Annotated in this window: 14 protein-coding genes; 1 reads left to right on the top strand and 13 read right to left on the bottom strand. The window is 66.4% G+C overall.

Annotation, left to right across the window (positions count from 1 at the left end; translation table 11 throughout):
- Nucleotides 1–2 precede the first annotated feature (2 nt).
- The 13 genes from BT115_RS12190 to BT115_RS12130 all read right to left on the bottom strand — a co-directional run bounded on the left by BT115_RS12190 (nucleotide 3) and on the right by BT115_RS12130 (nucleotide 15759).
- On the bottom strand, nucleotides 3–3881 hold the full coding sequence (locus BT115_RS12190) for a YhdP family protein (RefSeq protein WP_072322851.1): 3879 nt from the start codon (nucleotides 3879–3881) through the stop codon (nucleotides 3–5).
- A gap of 30 nt (nucleotides 3882–3911) precedes the next feature.
- Nucleotides 3912–5399 carry a ribonuclease G gene (gene rng, locus BT115_RS12185; RefSeq protein WP_072323192.1) on the bottom strand — a complete coding sequence of 496 codons (1488 nt, stop codon included), beginning with the start codon at nucleotides 5397–5399 and terminating at the stop codon, nucleotides 3912–3914.
- 55 nt (nucleotides 5400–5454) lie between these two features.
- On the bottom strand, nucleotides 5455–6012 hold the full coding sequence (locus BT115_RS12180; protein ID WP_072322850.1) for a Maf family protein: 558 nt from the start codon (nucleotides 6010–6012) through the stop codon (nucleotides 5455–5457).
- A 10-nt stretch (nucleotides 6013–6022) separates the two neighbouring features.
- Nucleotides 6023–6493, bottom strand: coding sequence for a 23S rRNA (pseudouridine(1915)-N(3))-methyltransferase RlmH (gene rlmH / locus BT115_RS12175; RefSeq protein ID WP_072322849.1), 471 nt, complete (start codon nucleotides 6491–6493; stop codon nucleotides 6023–6025).
- Between the two features lie 7 nt (nucleotides 6494–6500).
- Complete coding sequence (gene rsfS, locus BT115_RS12170) at nucleotides 6501–6887, bottom strand: ribosome silencing factor (RefSeq protein ID WP_072322848.1); 387 nt, start codon at nucleotides 6885–6887, stop codon at nucleotides 6501–6503.
- A gap of 115 nt (nucleotides 6888–7002) precedes the next feature.
- Complete coding sequence (gene nadD, locus BT115_RS12165) at nucleotides 7003–7638, bottom strand: nicotinate-nucleotide adenylyltransferase (protein WP_072323190.1); 636 nt, start codon at nucleotides 7636–7638, stop codon at nucleotides 7003–7005.
- Between the two features lie 5 nt (nucleotides 7639–7643).
- Nucleotides 7644–8606: a DNA polymerase III subunit delta gene (gene holA / locus BT115_RS12160; RefSeq protein ID WP_072323191.1), complete on the bottom strand. Its 963-nt coding sequence runs from the start codon at nucleotides 8604–8606 to the stop codon at nucleotides 7644–7646.
- A gap of 54 nt (nucleotides 8607–8660) precedes the next feature.
- Nucleotides 8661–9212: an LPS-assembly lipoprotein LptE gene (gene lptE, locus BT115_RS12155; protein ID WP_072322847.1), complete on the bottom strand. Its 552-nt coding sequence runs from the start codon at nucleotides 9210–9212 to the stop codon at nucleotides 8661–8663.
- 2 nt (nucleotides 9213–9214) lie between these two features.
- A complete protein-coding gene (gene leuS, locus BT115_RS12150; RefSeq protein ID WP_072322846.1) occupies nucleotides 9215–11956 on the bottom strand; it encodes a leucine--tRNA ligase in 2742 nt (913 codons plus the stop codon).
- A gap of 305 nt (nucleotides 11957–12261) precedes the next feature.
- Nucleotides 12262–12861, bottom strand: a complete 600-nt coding sequence (locus tag BT115_RS12145; RefSeq protein WP_072322845.1) for a PqiC family protein — start codon at nucleotides 12859–12861, stop codon at nucleotides 12262–12264.
- Complete coding sequence (locus BT115_RS12140; protein ID WP_072322844.1) at nucleotides 12858–14534, bottom strand: PqiB family protein; 1677 nt, start codon at nucleotides 14532–14534, stop codon at nucleotides 12858–12860. Before BT115_RS12140 ends, BT115_RS12145 begins: the two co-directional genes overlap by 4 nt.
- On the bottom strand, nucleotides 14531–15151 hold the full coding sequence (locus tag BT115_RS12135; protein ID WP_072322843.1) for a paraquat-inducible protein A: 621 nt from the start codon (nucleotides 15149–15151) through the stop codon (nucleotides 14531–14533). Before BT115_RS12135 ends, BT115_RS12140 begins: the two co-directional genes overlap by 4 nt.
- Nucleotides 15148–15759: a paraquat-inducible protein A gene (locus BT115_RS12130; RefSeq protein WP_072322842.1), complete on the bottom strand. Its 612-nt coding sequence runs from the start codon at nucleotides 15757–15759 to the stop codon at nucleotides 15148–15150. The genes BT115_RS12135 and BT115_RS12130 overlap by 4 nt, the downstream gene beginning before the upstream one ends.
- Nucleotides 15760–15927: 168 nt before the next feature.
- Between BT115_RS12130 and trxA the strand changes: the two genes are divergently transcribed.
- Nucleotides 15928–16797, top strand: coding sequence for a thioredoxin (gene trxA, locus BT115_RS12125; protein ID WP_072322841.1), 870 nt, complete (start codon nucleotides 15928–15930; stop codon nucleotides 16795–16797).
- The last annotated feature ends 5 nt before the right edge of the window (nucleotides 16798–16802 follow it).

The raw sequence follows: 16802 nt of genomic DNA, 5'->3' as shown, positions 1-16802 counted from the left end.
GATCACTGCAGGGGCGGTGCCGTCGAGGGCTGCCCCTTGTCGATCGGCGTGAACACGGGTTTGTCCCAGCTACCGGTGACCTTGTAACGCTTGCGCGCCGCCTGATTGAGGCCATGACCCAGCAGCCCCTGCACAGCCAGGCCAGCAGCGGCGCCAACCGGACCACCGGCCAACGCGCCCACCACAGGAAGACTGTTGCCGAGGTGCGGCACCACCAGCACTTCCTGGTCGTAATCGCGCGCCTTGAGGCCCGCACGTCCGGTGATGGTGATCTCGGCGGCCGGGCCGCGGATCTTGAGGTTCTGAGTCGTGGCGTTGCCATCGGCGAAGCGGAAGTCGCCGGTGATCGAATCGAATCCGAAGCCCTTGCCCAGCACGTCGCCGAAATCGAGCGAAAGGCGCCTCGGCAGCTCAGTGACTGACACGAGTCCGAACAGCCGACCCACACCCGGCTGCACTTCGAGAATGCGTCCGTTCGCCACGTCGACCTTCAACGTGCCGTCCATGTTCGCCAGCGCGAGCGCCGAAGGTCCACCTGGCCAGGTGGCGTCGAGGCGCGCCTCAGTCCGTCCGCCCTGAAGAATGCCGGCGAAGCCCAGCGCGTCGAACATGCGGGCCACGTCTTCGGAGGCGAAATCCATGGCGAGGTGCGTGCGGCTGCGTTTCTCGTCGCCGTTCCAGTCGCCCGACGCGGTGATCTGCACGTTCTTCGATTGCGCACGCAACTGATCGATGTGCATGCCTTCGTCGGTGGGCCAGGTTTCGAGGCGTGCTTCGCCGAGGCGCGCCTTGCCCAAGCGCATGTCGGTGACTTGCAGATGCATGGGCGGCAGGCTGGCCGGGGCGACGCCCGCTTCGTTGGTTTCCGACGGGGTCTTCGGCGCCGCGGCCGAGGCAGGCGCCTTGGCGCTTTCGGTCCTTGCCAGCGCGGCAGCGGTCGCAGTGGCACTGCCGGCCACGGCCTTGCCCTTCTTTGCCGCATCCGCTGCATCGTCCGCCGAGGGCCACCACAGGCGATCCATGCGTGCGGTGATGCCGCGCCGACGCAAGTCGTCGTTGGGGACGGTCAGCTGACCTGCCATGCCGTCGCTGTCCACGCGCAGCGCAAGCTCCTGCGGGCCGGGCTTAGCGACGATGTGCATGCCGGCGAAATGCTGGCCGAACACCTGGGCGTCGTCGGCCGTGAGGTCCAGTGATGACAGGCCCGGGCCGGAACCCCCACTGGAGAGCCCGACGACGTATTGCACCCAGCCGGAAACGTCCAGCGCCGAGGCATGGCCACCGAAGGCATAGCCTTGCGCCGGTAGCGTGGTCGGTGCCGTACTGCCGAGATTGAACGCCGCCGCGATGGGCACCTTGTCGGTGGGAAGACGCAGGCGTCCGCGCACGATGTCGCCGAGCGCCAGATCGAGACGCGCGCCATCGACAGGGAGACCGACGGTCACGCTGAGCGGCGTGGCGAGGTTGGCGGATTTCTTTACCGGCGTGGGCATGGTCAGTTCCACGCCGCGCAGATCGGAATCCACGCGCAGCGTCTGCGCCGTTTCGTCGCCCTGCCCCGTCTTGCGCAGATCGAAACCGAGCTTGAACGTGCCCCGCCCTTTCGCGACGTCACTGAGCCATTTCAGGTTCTCGTAATCGCCCACCATCTCGCCGACGGTAAACGCCCCGGTGACGGAGGCCGCGACCATGGACGAGGGATCACCGGTCGCGTCCGCAATGGCGACGTCCAACTGCGCGGGCTGCCCATGGAACGACGTCCTCAGGCCCTTCGCGCTGAAGCCCTTGCCGTCGAAGCTCATCGGCCCGGTGATGCCATCCAGCCGAAGTTTCCATGCATCGGCGACGAGATCCGCGTCCTTGATCGACGCCTTGCCCTGCAAGGTGAAATCCTTCGCGTTCTTAAGCGGCAACAGGAGATTGAAACCGAAGTCGCCGGTGCCGCCCAGTTTCATCTTGTCGAGCGCCTCGCGACTGCCACTGCCGACAGGGCTGTTCTTGACGAAATCGAGGTAGCTGGCACCCGTGCCCGCACCGCTGACACGGAGGTCGAGGATGCCGTCGGCAAAGTCGGGAATGGCCGCCGTGGCGGAACTGACCGCATTGCCGAGCGAATGACCGTCGCTGGCTTCGACATACATGCCATTGTCGATGAAGGTGGCTACTGCCGAGACGCCCTCGGCGCGCGGCCAGCCGGTGCCGTAATCGAGTACCACGTCGTCGATGACGGCGCGCCCTTCGAAACGGCCTTCCTGGTTCTTGAACGGGAAGTCGCGCAGATTGCCGCGCACGAGTGCAGCGCCACTTTCGATGTGACCGGCCACCAGGCCGCGATTCAACCAGTTCTGGGCGGCCTCGGACATCGAGTGGATCGGCCAGAACAATTTCGCCGCGGTGATATCGCCGTCGCCCAAGGCCACATACAGATCGACGAACGGTCCGCCGTCGCCAGCCGGCAGGACGAACTCGCCGCGCACCTGCCCGCCGTAGCCTTCGCCACGGAAATCCAGCGGATCGACGCCGATGTGCCAATCGCCGTCGTCCTTGTAGACCGCGATGTCACCGCCGAGCGACGACATGACGAAGGGCTTGCGAAACACCCCGGTGACGTCGAGCGTCGTCGCCTGCGTCGGGAGACTGAGCACGAACGCCTCGCCGTCGCCGAACAGCTCGCCCTTCAACGCGGACACGCCGGGAAGGCGCCCGCTCGCGTCGATGCCGAGGCCGGAGAACGTGGCGTGCGCAAAACGCACACCCTCATCGGAATTCCAGTCCGCACGCAGTTGATCGAAGCGGCCGCGCGGATGGCCCTCGCCCAGCCAGCGCGCCAACGCGGGTGACATCTGCGGAAGCACGCCGGCCCAGGGAAGCAACGGTGCAAGATCGATGTTGCGCCCCGCCAGCACGCCGTCGCTGCGGTTGCCCGCGTGAGGAAGCAGCAGGGCGAGATCGCCGCCGTCGCGCCCCGCCCAGTCGATACGATCGCCATCGGCGCGACGATGCAGATCCACGATGCCGTGCAAGCCGGCGGTGCTGACCGTGCACGCCGGACCGCGCACGGCGAGATTGTCGAGGTCCACGCGCCACGTAGCGCGCACCACGCGCGCATCGCGCCAGTCGAGCCAGGATTCGAAGCTGCCCTTGCCGGCGGCGAGCGCGTAGCCATCGAACTCGAAGTCGCTGGTCAGCGCGGCGAAGTCGATGTCTGCGCCCTTGACGTAGACGCGCCCGTTGGAGCCGTCCGTCGCGAACGTGCCCGCTGCCGTGAGCAGGCTGCTGACGTTCTCGCGACGCAAGGTACCGCCGAAACGCGTGATGGCACCCTGCATGCTGATGCGCAGCTGATCGGCGACAAGACCGTATTGCCGGTGCGTGGTTTCGTCGGCGATGTCGAGATGCAGATTGCTGAGCCACAGGTCGGCAGAAACATTGCCCAGCGACACCTTCTGCGTACCGCCACCGGCATCGAAGCCGTCGATACTCCACCGACCATCTGCCGCACGACGCAGGCCGAGGCGGAGGTCGCGCAGACGCAGATTGATCAGGTGACGCGACGGCAGCACCAGGCCGCCGAAGTCCAGCTTCACCGCCGCCTGCGGAAGATGCAGCGGCTCACCGCCGCCGGTGGAAGCGATGGTGACATCGCGCATGACGAAGAGCGGGCCCGACGGACGCCAGAAGCCTTCCAGCGACGCGAAACGCACGGGCCGCTGGACCTTTTCGCTGATGAGCGCGGCAACGCGCTCGGGATAGCGGGCCGCCAGCGGCAGCAGAAGCTGGCCGAGCGCCATGACGATCGCGAGGGCGACCAGCAGACTCGCGACAAGACCCAGAAGCAGAAACCGCAGGCGTCGTACGCGATGGCGCCAGGACGAATTCACCAGCCTGGGCGCCGGCGGATCGCGCCGGGTTCAGAGAAGAACGACATCGAACTGTTCCTGCGAGTAATGCTCTTCCGCCTGAAAGCGAATGCTCTTGGCGATGAATTCTTCCAGCTCGGCAACCGCGGCCGATTCTTCCTCCAGGATGCGCCCGACCACCTTGGGGCTGGCCATCACCAGGAGTTTCTGTGCATTGAACTGACGTACGGCACGAGTGATCTCGCGGAAGATCTCGTAAATCACGGTCTCGGCGGTCTTCAGCGTGCCACGTCCACTGCATGCCGGACACGGTTCGCACAACTGGCGTTCCAGACTCTCGGTGGTGCGCTTGCGGGTCATCTCGACGAGACCCAGCGCCGACATGGGATAGACCGTGGTCTTGGCGTGGTCCTTCGCCAGACCTTTCTCGAGCATGCGCAACACCTGGCGCTTGTGCTCGTCGTCGGTCATGTCGATGAAGTCGATGATGATGATGCCGCCGAGGTTGCGCAGGCGCAGTTGGCGCGCCGCCGCCTGCGCTGCTTCGAGGTTCGTGCGGTAAACGGTTTCCTCGAGGTTGCGGCTACCGAGGTAGCCACCCGTGTTGACGTCGATCGTTGTCATTGCTTCGGTCTGGTCGACGATGAGGTAGCCACCGGACTTGAGCGGCACCTCCTTGCGCAGGGCGCGCTGGATTTCGTCCTCCACTCCGTACAGGTCGAAGATCGGCCGCTCGCCCGCATAGTGCTCGATGCGGTCGGAAAGCACCGGCATGAACTTGTGCACGAATTTGACGGTTTTCTCGTAGGTTTCGCGTGAATCGACGCGCACCTTCTCGATGCCGTCGTTCAGCGAATCACGCAGGGAGCGCAGCGGCAGCGACAGTTCCTCGTAGACGCGCTCGCCGACCTTGGCCTTCTGGATGTTCTCCTGCACCACGCGCCATACCTTGCCGAGGTAGGTCACGTCGAATGCCAGGGATTCCTCCGACTGGCCTTCCGCATTGGTGCGAACGATGTAACCGAGGTGGTTCTCGCCGATGAGCGGAAGAATGATGTCCTTCAGCCGTTGCCGCTCGGACTCTTCCTCGATGCGCACCGACACGCCCAGCGTGCGCGAATGCGGCAGCAGCACGAGGTAGCGAGACGGAATCGACAGGTGCGTGGACAGGCGTGCGCCCTTGCTGCCGATGGGATCCTTGACCACCTGCACCACGATTTCCTGGCCCTCGTGGACCAGTTCGGAAATCGGCGGCACCGGACCGTGGCCGCTGCTCTTGCCTTCCACCGGCGCATCGGTCGGCGGCAGCGGCGGGCGAACGATGTCGGACGCATGCAGGAAGGCGGCACGTTCGAGGCCGATCTCCACGAACACGGCCTGCATGCCGGGCATCACCCGTTGCACCCGCCCCTTGTAGACATTGCCCACGTAGCCGCGCTTTTGCGCGCGCTCGACGTGGACCTCTTGGAGCATGCCGTTTTCGACGATCGCCACCCGCGTCTCACGCGGTGTGACATTGATCAGGATTTCCTCGCTCACCACGGCCCCTTTTCCTTGAGTCATCGTGCTTTATAGCCCGCGCATCGACGACCTGTCACGGACCGCGGAGGAGCCGGGAAGTTTCAAACAGCGGCAGGCCCATCACACCTGAATAACTGCCGGAAAGATGAGCCACGAAAGCAGCGGCGCCACCTTGGATGGCATAGGCGCCGGCCTTGCCGAAACACTCGCCCGTGGCGACGTAGGCGGCGATCTCTGCCGCCGAGAGCGGCGCGAAGCGCACTGTGGACACGGACACTGCATCCCGTGCGCCCGTCGCATCCACCAGCCATACCGCCGATACCACGCGGTGTTCGCGGCCGGCGAGGCGCGCCAGCATGGCGGCTGCGTCGTCGGCGTCGCGCGGCTTGCCGAACACTTCGTCGCCGAGCACGACCTCGGTGTCCGCGCCCAATACGCGCGCATCCGGCTCACCGGCAACGCGCGCAAAGCCGGCGCGTGCCTTGTCGAGCGCCACGCGCGAGACGTAGGCATCGGGCGATTCGCTCGTCTGGCGGATCTCTTCGACGTCTACCTCCAGCGTCCGGTGGATCACGCCGAGCTGATCCAGAAGCTCGCGTCGACGTGGGGATTGCGAAGCCAGGTAAAGCACGTCGTTTCCTTCAGGCGCGGTGGTAGGGATGGCCGGCGACCAGCGTCGTGGCGCGATACAACTGCTCCGCCAGAACGAGCCGAACGAGCATGTGCGGCAAGGTCAGCGGTCCGAGGGACCAGGTCTGGTCGGCACGTGAGAGCACGTCGGGCGCATGGCCGTCAGGGCCGCCGATCAGAAAGGCGAGGTCACGCCCGCCCATCCGCCACTGCTGGAGTTGCTGACCGAGGTCTTCGCTGGACCAGGGCTTGCCACGGCCATCGAGGGCCACGACGTGGATGTCGCGCGGCAAGGCCGCGAGGATCGCTACACCTTCGTCGAGGATCGCCTTCGCGTCGTCGCGACCCTTGCCGCGCGTGCCGGGTTTGATCTCGACCAGTTCGAGCGGCAGCTCGTGCGACAGTCGCTTGCGGTACTCGGCGAAGCCTTCGGCCACCCAGGCCGGCATGCGTTCGCCGACGGCGATGAGGCGAGCCCGCACGGCGGGCTCAGGCGTTTGCGGCTTCGGCGCCGTCGTCGCCGACGGTCCAGAGACGTTCCAGGCCGTAGAACTCGCGAATACGCGGCATCATCACGTGAACGATGATGTCGCCAAGGTCGACGAGCACCCATTCGGCTTCGGTCTGGCCTTCGACGCCAAGCGGCATCACGCCCGCTTCCTTGGCGAACTTGATCACTTCGTCGGCGATGGACTTGACGTGGCGGGCCGAGGTGCCCGATGCGATGAACAGGATATCGGCGATGGAGGTCTTGCCGCGGACGTCGATTTCGCGGACGTCCTTGGCCTTGAGATCTTCGAGGGCTGCAACCACGCGCTGGCGCAGGTGCTCGTTACTGGCGGCGGACTTGGCCTTGCGGGATGCGGTCGAACTCAAGATGCGGAACCCTCTCACGGCGGAATGCCGGGGTTGGCGGGAGTATACCCCCCGCCCGGTCGGGTCGCGTCAAATGCCGAGGCAGGTTTTCGGCCCCACGCAAGCGGCGAGGGCCCTATACCGAGGCCAGCGCCCGGTACGGCGCGAGCAGCGTCTCATCCTCGAAACACGCCGACGGCAACAGGAAACGCGGCTCGCGTCCTGCCGCGAACGTCTCGCGAATGGCGGTGGCGGCGATGTCCAGGGGCGTGATGGCGATCCCGATCACGCTGCCGGCCGGCCCCTGTACGTGCGCCGCGTGGCGATCCGCCACGAAGTCGGCCAGGGGACCCGAAAGCGCTTGGTCCGCACCGGGGCGGGTCAGCACGCCCACGTGGGCCAGGGCGAACAAGTCGCGCCAGCGGTGCCAGGACGCCAGGCCAGCGAACGCGTCCATGCCCACGAGCAGCACGAGGGGGCGTTCCGGCCCCATCTCGTCGCGCAGAGACGCCAGGGTGTCCACGGTGTAAGACGGGCCCTCGCGCTCGAGCTCGCGGGTGTCGATGGATAGACGGTGCTGTCCGGAAAGCGCAGCGCGCAGCAAGGCCACGCGCCCCGCCGCGTCGGCGACCGGCGGCGGCCGGTGCGGGGGCGTACGCGCGGGAACCATACGGACTTCGGCATCCAGCGCTTCCGCGGCTTCCCACGCGGCACGCAGATGGCCGTGGTGGATGGGATCGAAGGTGCCGCCGAGGATGGCGAGCGGACGCATGCCGCTCATGCGAATGCCGTGGCCGCGCGCGGTTCGGCGATGGCGGCGATCAGCCGCTCCGCTTCGAGCCATGCATCGCCCTGCTCGCGCCCCTTGGCCATGCGATCGATCCGCGCGGCGCGAGCGAGGCAGGCCATCCAGTGTTCGCGTGGCGCACGACGCAGCGCCTTGCGGAAAAGCTGCTCACGCGCGGGCCACAGGCGCTCGATCTTCGCCTGCGCCGAGACATCGCGGGCGTTGGCGAGGCGCATCGCCAATTGCAATTGGTTCACCAGCCAGCCCATCAGCGCGATCAGTTCGTCGCCCTCGGCCCGCAACCCGGCAAGAATGCGCAACGCGCGGCCGCCTTCGCCAGCGAAAGCGGCATCGGTGAGCTTGAACGCGTCGAAGCGGGCACTGTCCGCCACCAGGCCTTCCAGCGTCGCGGCGTCGAGCGGGCGGTCGCCGGCAAGCACCACGAGCTTGTCGATTTCCTGGGCAGCGGCGAGCAGGTTGCCTTCCACGCGCTCGGCCAGCATCGCCACCGCGTCCGGCGTGGCCTTGAGGCCGCGCGAGGCGAGCCGCGAGCCGACCCATGCCGTCCACTCGTGCGGCCGGGGTGCGTTGAACACGACCTGGATACCGCCCTGATCCACGTTCTTCGTCCAGGCGGATTCGTGCTTGCTGCTCCACTCGGTGGCGGTGATCAGCAAGGTGGTGTCGGGCGGCGGATCGCCAACGAAGGCTGTGATGGCCGCACCGCCGTCCTTGCCGGCACGACCGCCAGCGAGCCGCAGGTCGAGCAGGCGCTGCGTCGCGAACAGCGACAGCCCCGCCGAGGCGCGGGCAAGATCGTCCCAGTCGAACCGGCTATCGGCTTCGAGTACCTCGCGCTCCGCGTAGCCAAGCCGGCGCGCCATGGCGCGCACGGCATCGGCCGCTTCGAGTACGAGCAATTCCTCGCCCACCAGCAGATACACCGGCGCCATGCGGTCGCCGGCCAGATGTTTCTGCCACTGGGACGGATTGAGCGGCACCAGCGGTCAGTTCGACGAGGCGGGCGCCTGCGCAGGCGCTGCCAGGGCGGGATGCGCGCCGGCGGCCTGCAGACGGAACAGGATCGCCTGGACCATGTCGCCGATCAGGCTGCGCTGCAGTTCCTCGGTCTGGCTCGCGGTACCGATGGTGTTGGTGGCGTCGTAGCTGAACTCGCGCGACATGTCGACCGACTGCGGCGCAATGATCACCGTGCCGTCGCTCGCCTTGGCGTTGAAGTCCACGTGGTAACGCACCGCGTATTCCGTCACGCGCGCGGTGCCGCTCACCGTGAGCGAGTCGGTACGGAAGGTGTTGGACGTGATGGCGAGTTCGGCCGCATCGACCGCCGGCTTGTCCACCACCGTGACGTCAGAATTCTCCAGCGCACGGGTCAGCTCGCGCTCGAGGCGTCCTCCGCCCGACACGGTGAGGTGGATCTTTTTCATCCCCGGCGGCAGAGCGGCACTGTGACGAAGGTGAAAACCACAGGCGCTGACCAGCGCCACGACGGAGACGAGCGCGGCGACGCGAAGCGAACGAAGGAGGTTCGGGCTCATGGTTATCCTGCGACGATGTTGACGATCTTGCCGGGCACGACGATCACCTTGCGCACGGTCTGTCCCTCCAGCAGGCGGGCCACGTTCGGTTCCGCCCGTGCCATGGCTTCCGCCTCGTCCTTCGAGGCCGCGGCCGGCACCTCGATGGTAGCGCGAAGCTTGCCGTTCACCTGCACCGCGTAGGTCAGCGAATCGCGGACCAGGGCTGCCGGGTCCACCTGCGGCCAGCCGGCGTCCTCGACCAGCGTCTCGCCGTGGCCGAGCACCTGCCAGAGCGCGTGCGCCATGTGCGGGGTGAACGGGTTGATGAGCTGGACCATCGCCGTGAAGGCTTCCTGCCGCAGTGCCACGCCCTCGCTGCTCGTGTCCTCGAACTTGCCGAGCGCGTTCAGCAGCTCCATCAGTGCGGCGATGGCGGTGTTGAACGACTGGCGGCGGCCGATGTCGTCGCCGACCTTCTGGATGGTCTCGTGCAACTGGCGGCGCAGCGCCTTGCGGGCGCCCTCGCCGGCCGGATGCGTCGCCGTGGGCACGGCCTCGGCGTGCGCGTTGACGTCGCGCCACAGGCGACGCAGGAAACGCGCCATGCCTTCCACACCCGCCTCGTTCCATTCCAGCGACTGATCCGGCGGTGCGGCGAACATGGAGAACAGGCGCACCGTGTCGGCACCGTACTTCTCCACCATCGACTGCGGGTCCACGCCGTTGTTCTTCGACTTGGACATCTTCTCGACGCCGCCGATTTCCACCGGCTGCCCATCGGCGCGCAGCACGGCGCCGACGATGCGCGCGCGCTCGTCGCGCTGCACGTCCACGTCGGCGGGATTGAACCAGGTGGACGAACCGTCGGCTTCCTTCCGGTAGTAGGTCTCGGCGATCACCATGCCCTGGCAGAGCAGGTTGACGGCCGGTTCATCGCTCTGCACCAGCCCTTCGTCACGCATGAGCTTGTGATAGAAGCGGAAATACAGCAGGTGCAGGATCGCGTGCTCGATGCCGCCGATGTACTGGTCCACCGGCGTCCAGTAGTTCGCGCGCTCGTCCACCTGCCCCTTCGCACCCGGGCTCGTATAGCGCGCGTAGTACCAGCTCGACTCCATGAAGGTGTCGAACGTATCGGTCTCGCGTTCGGCCGGACCGCCGCAACTCGGGCAGGTGGTCTTGCGCCACTCGGGATCGGCCTTGATCGGTGACTGCACACCAGAGAATTCCACGTCTTCCGGCAGGATCACCGGCAACTGGTCTTCCGGCACCGGCACCGCGTCGCAGGTCGGGCAATAGATGACGGGGATGGGGCAGCCCCAGTAGCGCTGGCGACTGACGCCCCAGTCGCGGATGCGCCAGTTCACCCGGCGCTCGCCGCGGCCCTGGGCTTCGAGCCGGGCCGCGATGGCGTCGAAGGCTTCCTTGAAGTCCATGCCATCGAACGGGCCGGAATGAATCAGCGTGCCGTAATCGGTGTACGCACCCACGGTCTGGATGCGGTTTTCGAAGTCCTTGATCGTGTCGACGGCAGCGGACGACTGATACGCATCGGAGGAACCGCCATCCAGTGCGTTCTGCACGGTGTCGGTGCCCTCGGCCGCGAGATCGCGCTTCAGTTCCGCCACGGCGTCCACGAAGGCGCGGTCGACCACCACCATCTTGATCGGCAGGGAATACTTCTGCGCGAATTCCCAGTCGCGCTGATCGTGGCCGGGTACGGCCATCACGGCGCCGGTGCCGTAACCCATGAGCACGAAGTTGGCGACCCACACCGGCACCTTTTCACCGGTGAGCGGGTGCGTCGCATCCACGCCGGTGTAGTAGCCACGCTTTTCCTGGGTTTCCAGTTCGGCTTCGGAGACGCCGCCGGACTTGCAGCTCTCGATGAATTCGGCCAAGCCCGAGTTGGACAGTGCAGCACGCGTCGCGATCGGATGCTCCGCCGCCACGGCGACGTACGACACGCCCATGAGCGTGTCGGGCCGGGTGGTGAACACGGTCAGCGGCTCGCTCTGCCCGTCCACGTCGAAGGAGATCTCCAGACCCTCGGACCGGCCCAGCCAGTTGCGCTGCATGGTCTTGACCGCTTCCGGCCAGCCCGGCAGCGCATCGAGACCGTCGAGCAGTTCCTGGGCATAGGCGGTGATCTTCAGGAACCACTGCGGGATCTCGCGCTTCTCGACGACGGCGCCGGAGCGCCAGCCGCGGCCGTCGATCACCTGCTCGTTGGCGAGCACGGTCTGATCGACCGGGTCCCAGTTCACGACGCTGTTCTTGCGGTACACCAGGCCCTTCTTCATCAGCCGGGTGAACATCTGCTGCTCCCAGCGGTAGTACTCGGGATCGCAGGTGGTGACCTCGCGGGTCCAGTCGTACGCGAAACCCATGCGCTTCAACTGCTCGCGCATGTGATCGATGTTCTTGTACGTCCACTTGGCCGGCGCCGTGCGGTTCTTGATCGCAGCGTTCTCGGCCGGCAGGCCGAAGGCGTCCCAGCCCATCGGCTGCAACACGTTCTTACCCTGCTGGCGCTGGAAGCGACTGATCACGTCGCCGATGGTGTAGTTGCGCACGTGGCCCATGTGCAGGGCACCCGACGGATACGGGAGCATCGACAGGCAGTAGTACTTCGGCTTGCCCGTGTCCTCGGTCACCTCGAAGGCGCGGGTCTCGTTCCAAAAGCGCTGTGCGGCCGTCTCGACGACGTCCGGGGCGTAGCCGCCCTGCTCGCGCGTGCCCTGATCGTGGGTGTCCTGCATGGTGTTCGGTACCGGTGGAAATCGTGGGGTGGCCGCCAGCGAAGAACGCGGCGGTCAATCGCGGGAGACTATCCCACGAGGACGGTGAGGCCAAGCCTGGGGCCTTGTGGGGGCTGCTATCGCGGCGAGAAGCCCCCGGCGGTGAGGCTGCATTTCCTCGCCGCTATAGCGGCTCCTAAAGTGCAGGTGGCGGGCTGGCCTGCACGTTGTGGGAGCCGCCATGGCGGCGAGAAGCCGACGGAGCAATGAAGCGGTGAGGCAACATTCCCTCGCCGCTATAGCGGGTCCTACGGGGCGAGCGGGGCCTATGGAGCGCAGGTGGCGGCTTGGCCGGCGGCGAGCGAACGGATCGCCACTGCCAACTGGTCGGCGACCTTGCCCAGCGCACGCTGATGCGCGTCCACGAGGCTGTCGTAGCTCGACCCGGCGGGCTCGGACACGCGCGACGCACACGTGACCGCGGCGCCCTCGGCGGGACCGCGCACGGACCAGGCACCCTCCACCGTCGCATCGCCGCCCAGCACCGAGTCGAAGCGACGGACGTCGAACTGCACGCGGACCACCTTTGCGTCCCGTGCGCGCGGCAGGCCGTGCACATCGTGCGTGCCCAGGCGTGCCGACAGGTCGGTCGACAGCGCGGCCCGGATCTCGTCGCCCAGCGGCGAGGCCCAGCGCTCGCCGTCCAGCACCGCGATCGAGCTGGCGCCCTGACGAAGCACGAGTGCGGGTTGATCGACCTGCGGCGGGACGCCCACCGGCTGCACGTCGATGACAAACGCCGCCGTGCCGCTGGCCGGCGGAGCGGCCGGCGGCACCAGCGTGTGGAAATGAGTGGGCGACGAGGCGCAGGCGCCGAGGCCCCCAATGAGGGCCAGGAGACCGGCGAGACGAAGGGAATGGATCATGGCTGCTCTTCCTTGCCCGTCTTCGCGGACGGCGTGCTGATCTTCGGCGGTGCGTCGGCGCCACGGCCGCGCAGGAGCGCCTCCGGATGGCGGCCCAGATAGTCGGTGAAGGCGCGGACCGAGCGGACGGTGCGCTGCAGTTCCTCGAGCGTCTGGCTGATGTTCTGCTGCAGCGGCGAGTTCTCCGACAACGCGTCGTTGGCTGTGCCGACGGTGCGATTCACGCCCTGCAACGTCTTCTTCGCCTCGGGCATCAGCTCGGTGTTGACCTGCTTCAGTGTGCCGTTGAGTTCCTTCAGGCTGCCATCGAGGTTGCGGCCGATCGAATCGAAGGGAATCTTCTCGATCTTGTCGACGATGCTGGAAATCTGTTCCTGCAGATGGTCGAAGTCGCCCGGCGTGGTCGGCAGCTCCACCGGTTTGGCATTCGGGTCGAACGCCACCTTCTTGGCCTTCGGATCGAAGTCGAACGCGATGTAGAGCTGGCCGGTCAACAGGTTGCCGGTGCGCGCCTGAGCACGCAGGCCATGTGCCACCAGCCCGCTCATGATGCGCGGGAACAACGTGTCCTCGTCGCCACCGACGGCCTTGGCGAGTTTTTCATTTGCCTGGCCGAGACGCTGCGGATAGACCAGCGCGCCGACAATGACCGGAAAGGTCTGCGATGCCGGATCGTAGTCCAGGTTGACCGACACCACGCGCCCGATCTTCACCCCGAGGAATTCCACCGGTGCATCGACCGCGAGACCACGCAACGAATGCTCGAAGCGCATGCGGATGTAGCGCGGCTTGCCATCCGGCGGCGCAACGGCCGTAGCCTGATCGCTGAACAGCGTGTATTCGGCCATTTCCGGTGCCGGGTTTTCGTCGTGCGGCCCCGGGGGATCCTGGAACGCCACGCCACCGGCAATGACGGTGGCCAACGACTGCGTGTTCATCTTCAGGCCGTCTGCACCGAGCGAGACGTCGACGCCGCTGGCATTCCAGAATCGCGAGTCCTTCAGCACGAAGCGATCGTTCGGACCGTCGATGAACAGTTGCAGCGATACGCCCTTGCCGTCCTTGTCCAATTGATAGGACACGATGCGTCCAACCTGGATACGCCGGTAGTAGACCGGCGAGCCGATGTCGAGCGACCCGAGATCGCCCGCGTGCAACACGAAGCGCCGACCCGGCGCGCCATGGGTGACCGCCGGTGGCGTTTCGAGCCCCTTGAAATCACTCTGCTCCTCTTCGGAAGCGCCGGCATCCGCGCCGATGAAAGCGCCGGAAAGCAACGTATCGATGCCTGACACACCGCTGGCACCGACGCGCGGACGCACCACCCAATAGCGTGTGCCTTTGGTGGCAAAGGCGCGGGCGTCCTTCTCCAGGTCGATCATCACCGAGATGTGCGTGCGGTCCTTCGACAGCTTCATGGTCGTGACCTTGCCGATCACGACGTTCTTGTACTTGACCTGGGTCTTGCCGGCCTCGATGCCCTCCGCCGTCTGGAACGTGACGGTGATCCGGGGACCGGCCGACAGGTAATGGCTTACCAGCAGCGAGAGACCGACCAGCGCGGCCACGATCGGCACCAGCCAGATCAGCGAGAAGCCGAGCTTCGACTTCCGCACGACCGGTTGCGGCAGATCTTCCGGCGGCGAGGTATTTCCTTCGTTGCTGTCGCTCATTGCGATTTCCTGTTGTCCCAGATCAGGCGCGGGTCGAAGCTCATGGCCGAAAGCATCGTGAGTACGACGACCACGCCGAAATACACCACGCCGGGCAGCGGCTCGACGCGACTCAATATCTTGAAGTGGACCAGGGCCGAGAGGATCGCCACGACGAACACGTCGAGCATCGACCAGTAACCCACCAGTTCCACGAAGCGGTAGAGCCTCGCCCGCTGCCGGGCCACGAAGCCACTGGACCGCTGCACGGACACCAGCAGGTAGCCCATGATGATGAATTTGAGCATCGGTACCACGATGCTCGCCGTGAAGACGATGACCGCCAGCCCCGGCGACCCGGCTCGCCACAGTTCCAGGATGCCGCTCAGGATCGTGTTGTCATCCTTCGACGAGAGGCTCTGCGTGCGCATGATCGGGAACACGTTGGCCGGGATGTAAAAGATCGCCGCGGCCACCAGCAGTGCCCAGGCACGGGCGATACTGCCGTGCTTGCGCACGTGCAGCACGTTGTCGCAACGCGGACAGCGAGCATGGGGATCGTCGCTGTAGGCCGTGATGAGCCGGCAGACGTGGCAGGACATCATCCCGAGGTCACGGGCCCGCGGTGGCGCGCTCATGCGGCGTCCTTTCGGGTGATGTTCCACAGGTCGCGCGGATCGTGGCTGGAGAACACGGTGATCAACAGCGTCAAGAACCCGAAGGCCCAGATGCCCGGCCCCGGAACCACGTCGAAATACGTGTGTGCCTTCACCACCGCCACCAGCGTACCGAGCATGAAGACCTCGATCATGCTCCACGGCTTGATCTTGACCAGCGCCGACATCGCCTGCGCGAACCCCGGAGCGCGGCGACCGCTACGGGCAAACCAGAGCACCCAGCCGAAGAGCAGGAGCTGGCTGAGCGGGAAGAAGAACAAGGTCATGGCGCTCAGGAACGCCACCACCTGGGCACCGTCCTGCCACATGGCGATCACGGCGCCCCATAGTGTGGTGGCGGCCGTCATGCCGGACAGCCCCAGGGTCACGATCGGCGACAGGTTGGCGATGGCGAAGACGATCAGCGCCGCCACGATGAGCGCGAACTGCGCCTCGACACCCAGCCACTGGTGACGTTCGAGCACGGCGCCGCAGACCACGCAGTCCGCCACCTCGCCACGGCCAAGCGCCTGCCTCCGATAAACGGAATCGCAGTGTTCGCAGACGATCAGTTCCTGGGCGGTATGCATGCCTTCCAGCGGTCCAAGGCCGCGAGGGCCCGCGCCATATGATCGCAAATCCGCGTAAACGGCGCATGACGGAAGCCGTCGGGGCTCGCCCCTCCCCGTCATGCCGGGCCTTGATATGCTGCCTCTCTTCCCCGACCTACGGGGCATCGACTTCCAAGGAGCATCCCCGTGAACAGCGCCCAGGCCCGTAGTGAACATGTCTTCGACGCGACCACGGCGGCCTTCGAGAAGGACGTCATCGAAGCCTCGCTCACCACACCGATCCTGGTGGATCTGTGGGCGGAATGGTGCGGTCCGTGCAAATCGCTGGGCCCGATTCTCGAAAAGCTGGCCGCCGAGTACGCGGGCGCGTTCCGCCTCGCCAAGATCGACGTCGATGCCGAGCAGCAGCTCGCCGCCATGTTCGGCGTGCGCAGCATCCCCACGGTCATCCTGATCAGCGGTGGGCAGGTGGTGGACGGCTTTGCCGGCGCGCTGCCCGAAGGCCAGATCCGCGAATTCCTCACCCGTCACGGGGTACAGCCGGCCGAGGCCGTCGAGACCGAGGCGACGCAGGCTCCCGCAGAGAGCCCCGAAGACGCCATCAACCGCATCCAGCAGGCCATCGCTGCCCAGCCGGACCGCGCCGAACTGAAGCTCGACCTCGCGCTGGCCCTGATGCGCGCGGGCCGTGTGGAACCTGCACAAGCGGAACTCGACGCCCTGCCCGCCAACCTCGCCACCGATGCGCGCGCCGTGCGTCTGCGCAGCCAGCTCGAACTCGCCCGGGCGCTAACGGATGCCCCGTCGCTCGACGTCCTTCGTACACGCGTGCAGAACGACGACAGCGACTGGGAAGCCCGCGACCTGCTCGGCGTGCGCCTGCTGATCGAAGGCGACACCGAAGCGGGTCTGCAGCAGTTCCTCGACATCCTCAAGCGCCAACGCGACTGGCACGACGGTCAGGCCAAGAAGCGCCTCCTCGCCGCCTTCGCCACCATCGACGACGCGGCGCTGGTCAGCACCTATCGCAAGAAAATGGCCTCCCTGCTGTTCTGAGGCAC

Origin of the sequence: Luteibacter sp. UNCMF366Tsu5.1, from assembly GCF_900119235.1 — a bacterium.
Taxonomy (GTDB): Bacteria; Pseudomonadota; Gammaproteobacteria; order Xanthomonadales; family Rhodanobacteraceae; genus Luteibacter; species Luteibacter flocculans.
This window is presented reverse-complemented; position numbering and strand designations above follow the sequence as displayed.

Bases quoted from the DNA above. Each gene is read 5' to 3' on its own strand.
- nadD (WP_072323190.1), bottom strand. From the start codon at position 7,638: ATGCGTCCGCTCGCCATCCTCGGCGGCACCTTCGATCCCATCCACCAC.
- holA (WP_072323191.1), bottom strand. From the start codon at position 8,606: ATGGCGCCGGTGTATCTGCTGGTGGGCGAGGAATTGCTCGTACTCGAA.
- lptE (WP_072322847.1), bottom strand. From the start codon at position 9,212: ATGAGCCCGAACCTCCTTCGTTCGCTTCGCGTCGCCGCGCTCGTCTCC.
- leuS (WP_072322846.1), bottom strand. From the start codon at position 11,956: ATGCAGGACACCCACGATCAGGGCACGCGCGAGCAGGGCGGCTACGCC.
- BT115_RS12145 (WP_072322845.1), bottom strand. From the start codon at position 12,861: ATGATCCATTCCCTTCGTCTCGCCGGTCTCCTGGCCCTCATTGGGGGC.
- BT115_RS12140 (WP_072322844.1), bottom strand. From the start codon at position 14,534: ATGAGCGACAGCAACGAAGGAAATACCTCGCCGCCGGAAGATCTGCCG.
- BT115_RS12135 (WP_072322843.1), bottom strand. From the start codon at position 15,151: ATGAGCGCGCCACCGCGGGCCCGTGACCTCGGGATGATGTCCTGCCAC.
- BT115_RS12130 (WP_072322842.1), bottom strand. From the start codon at position 15,759: ATGCATACCGCCCAGGAACTGATCGTCTGCGAACACTGCGATTCCGTT.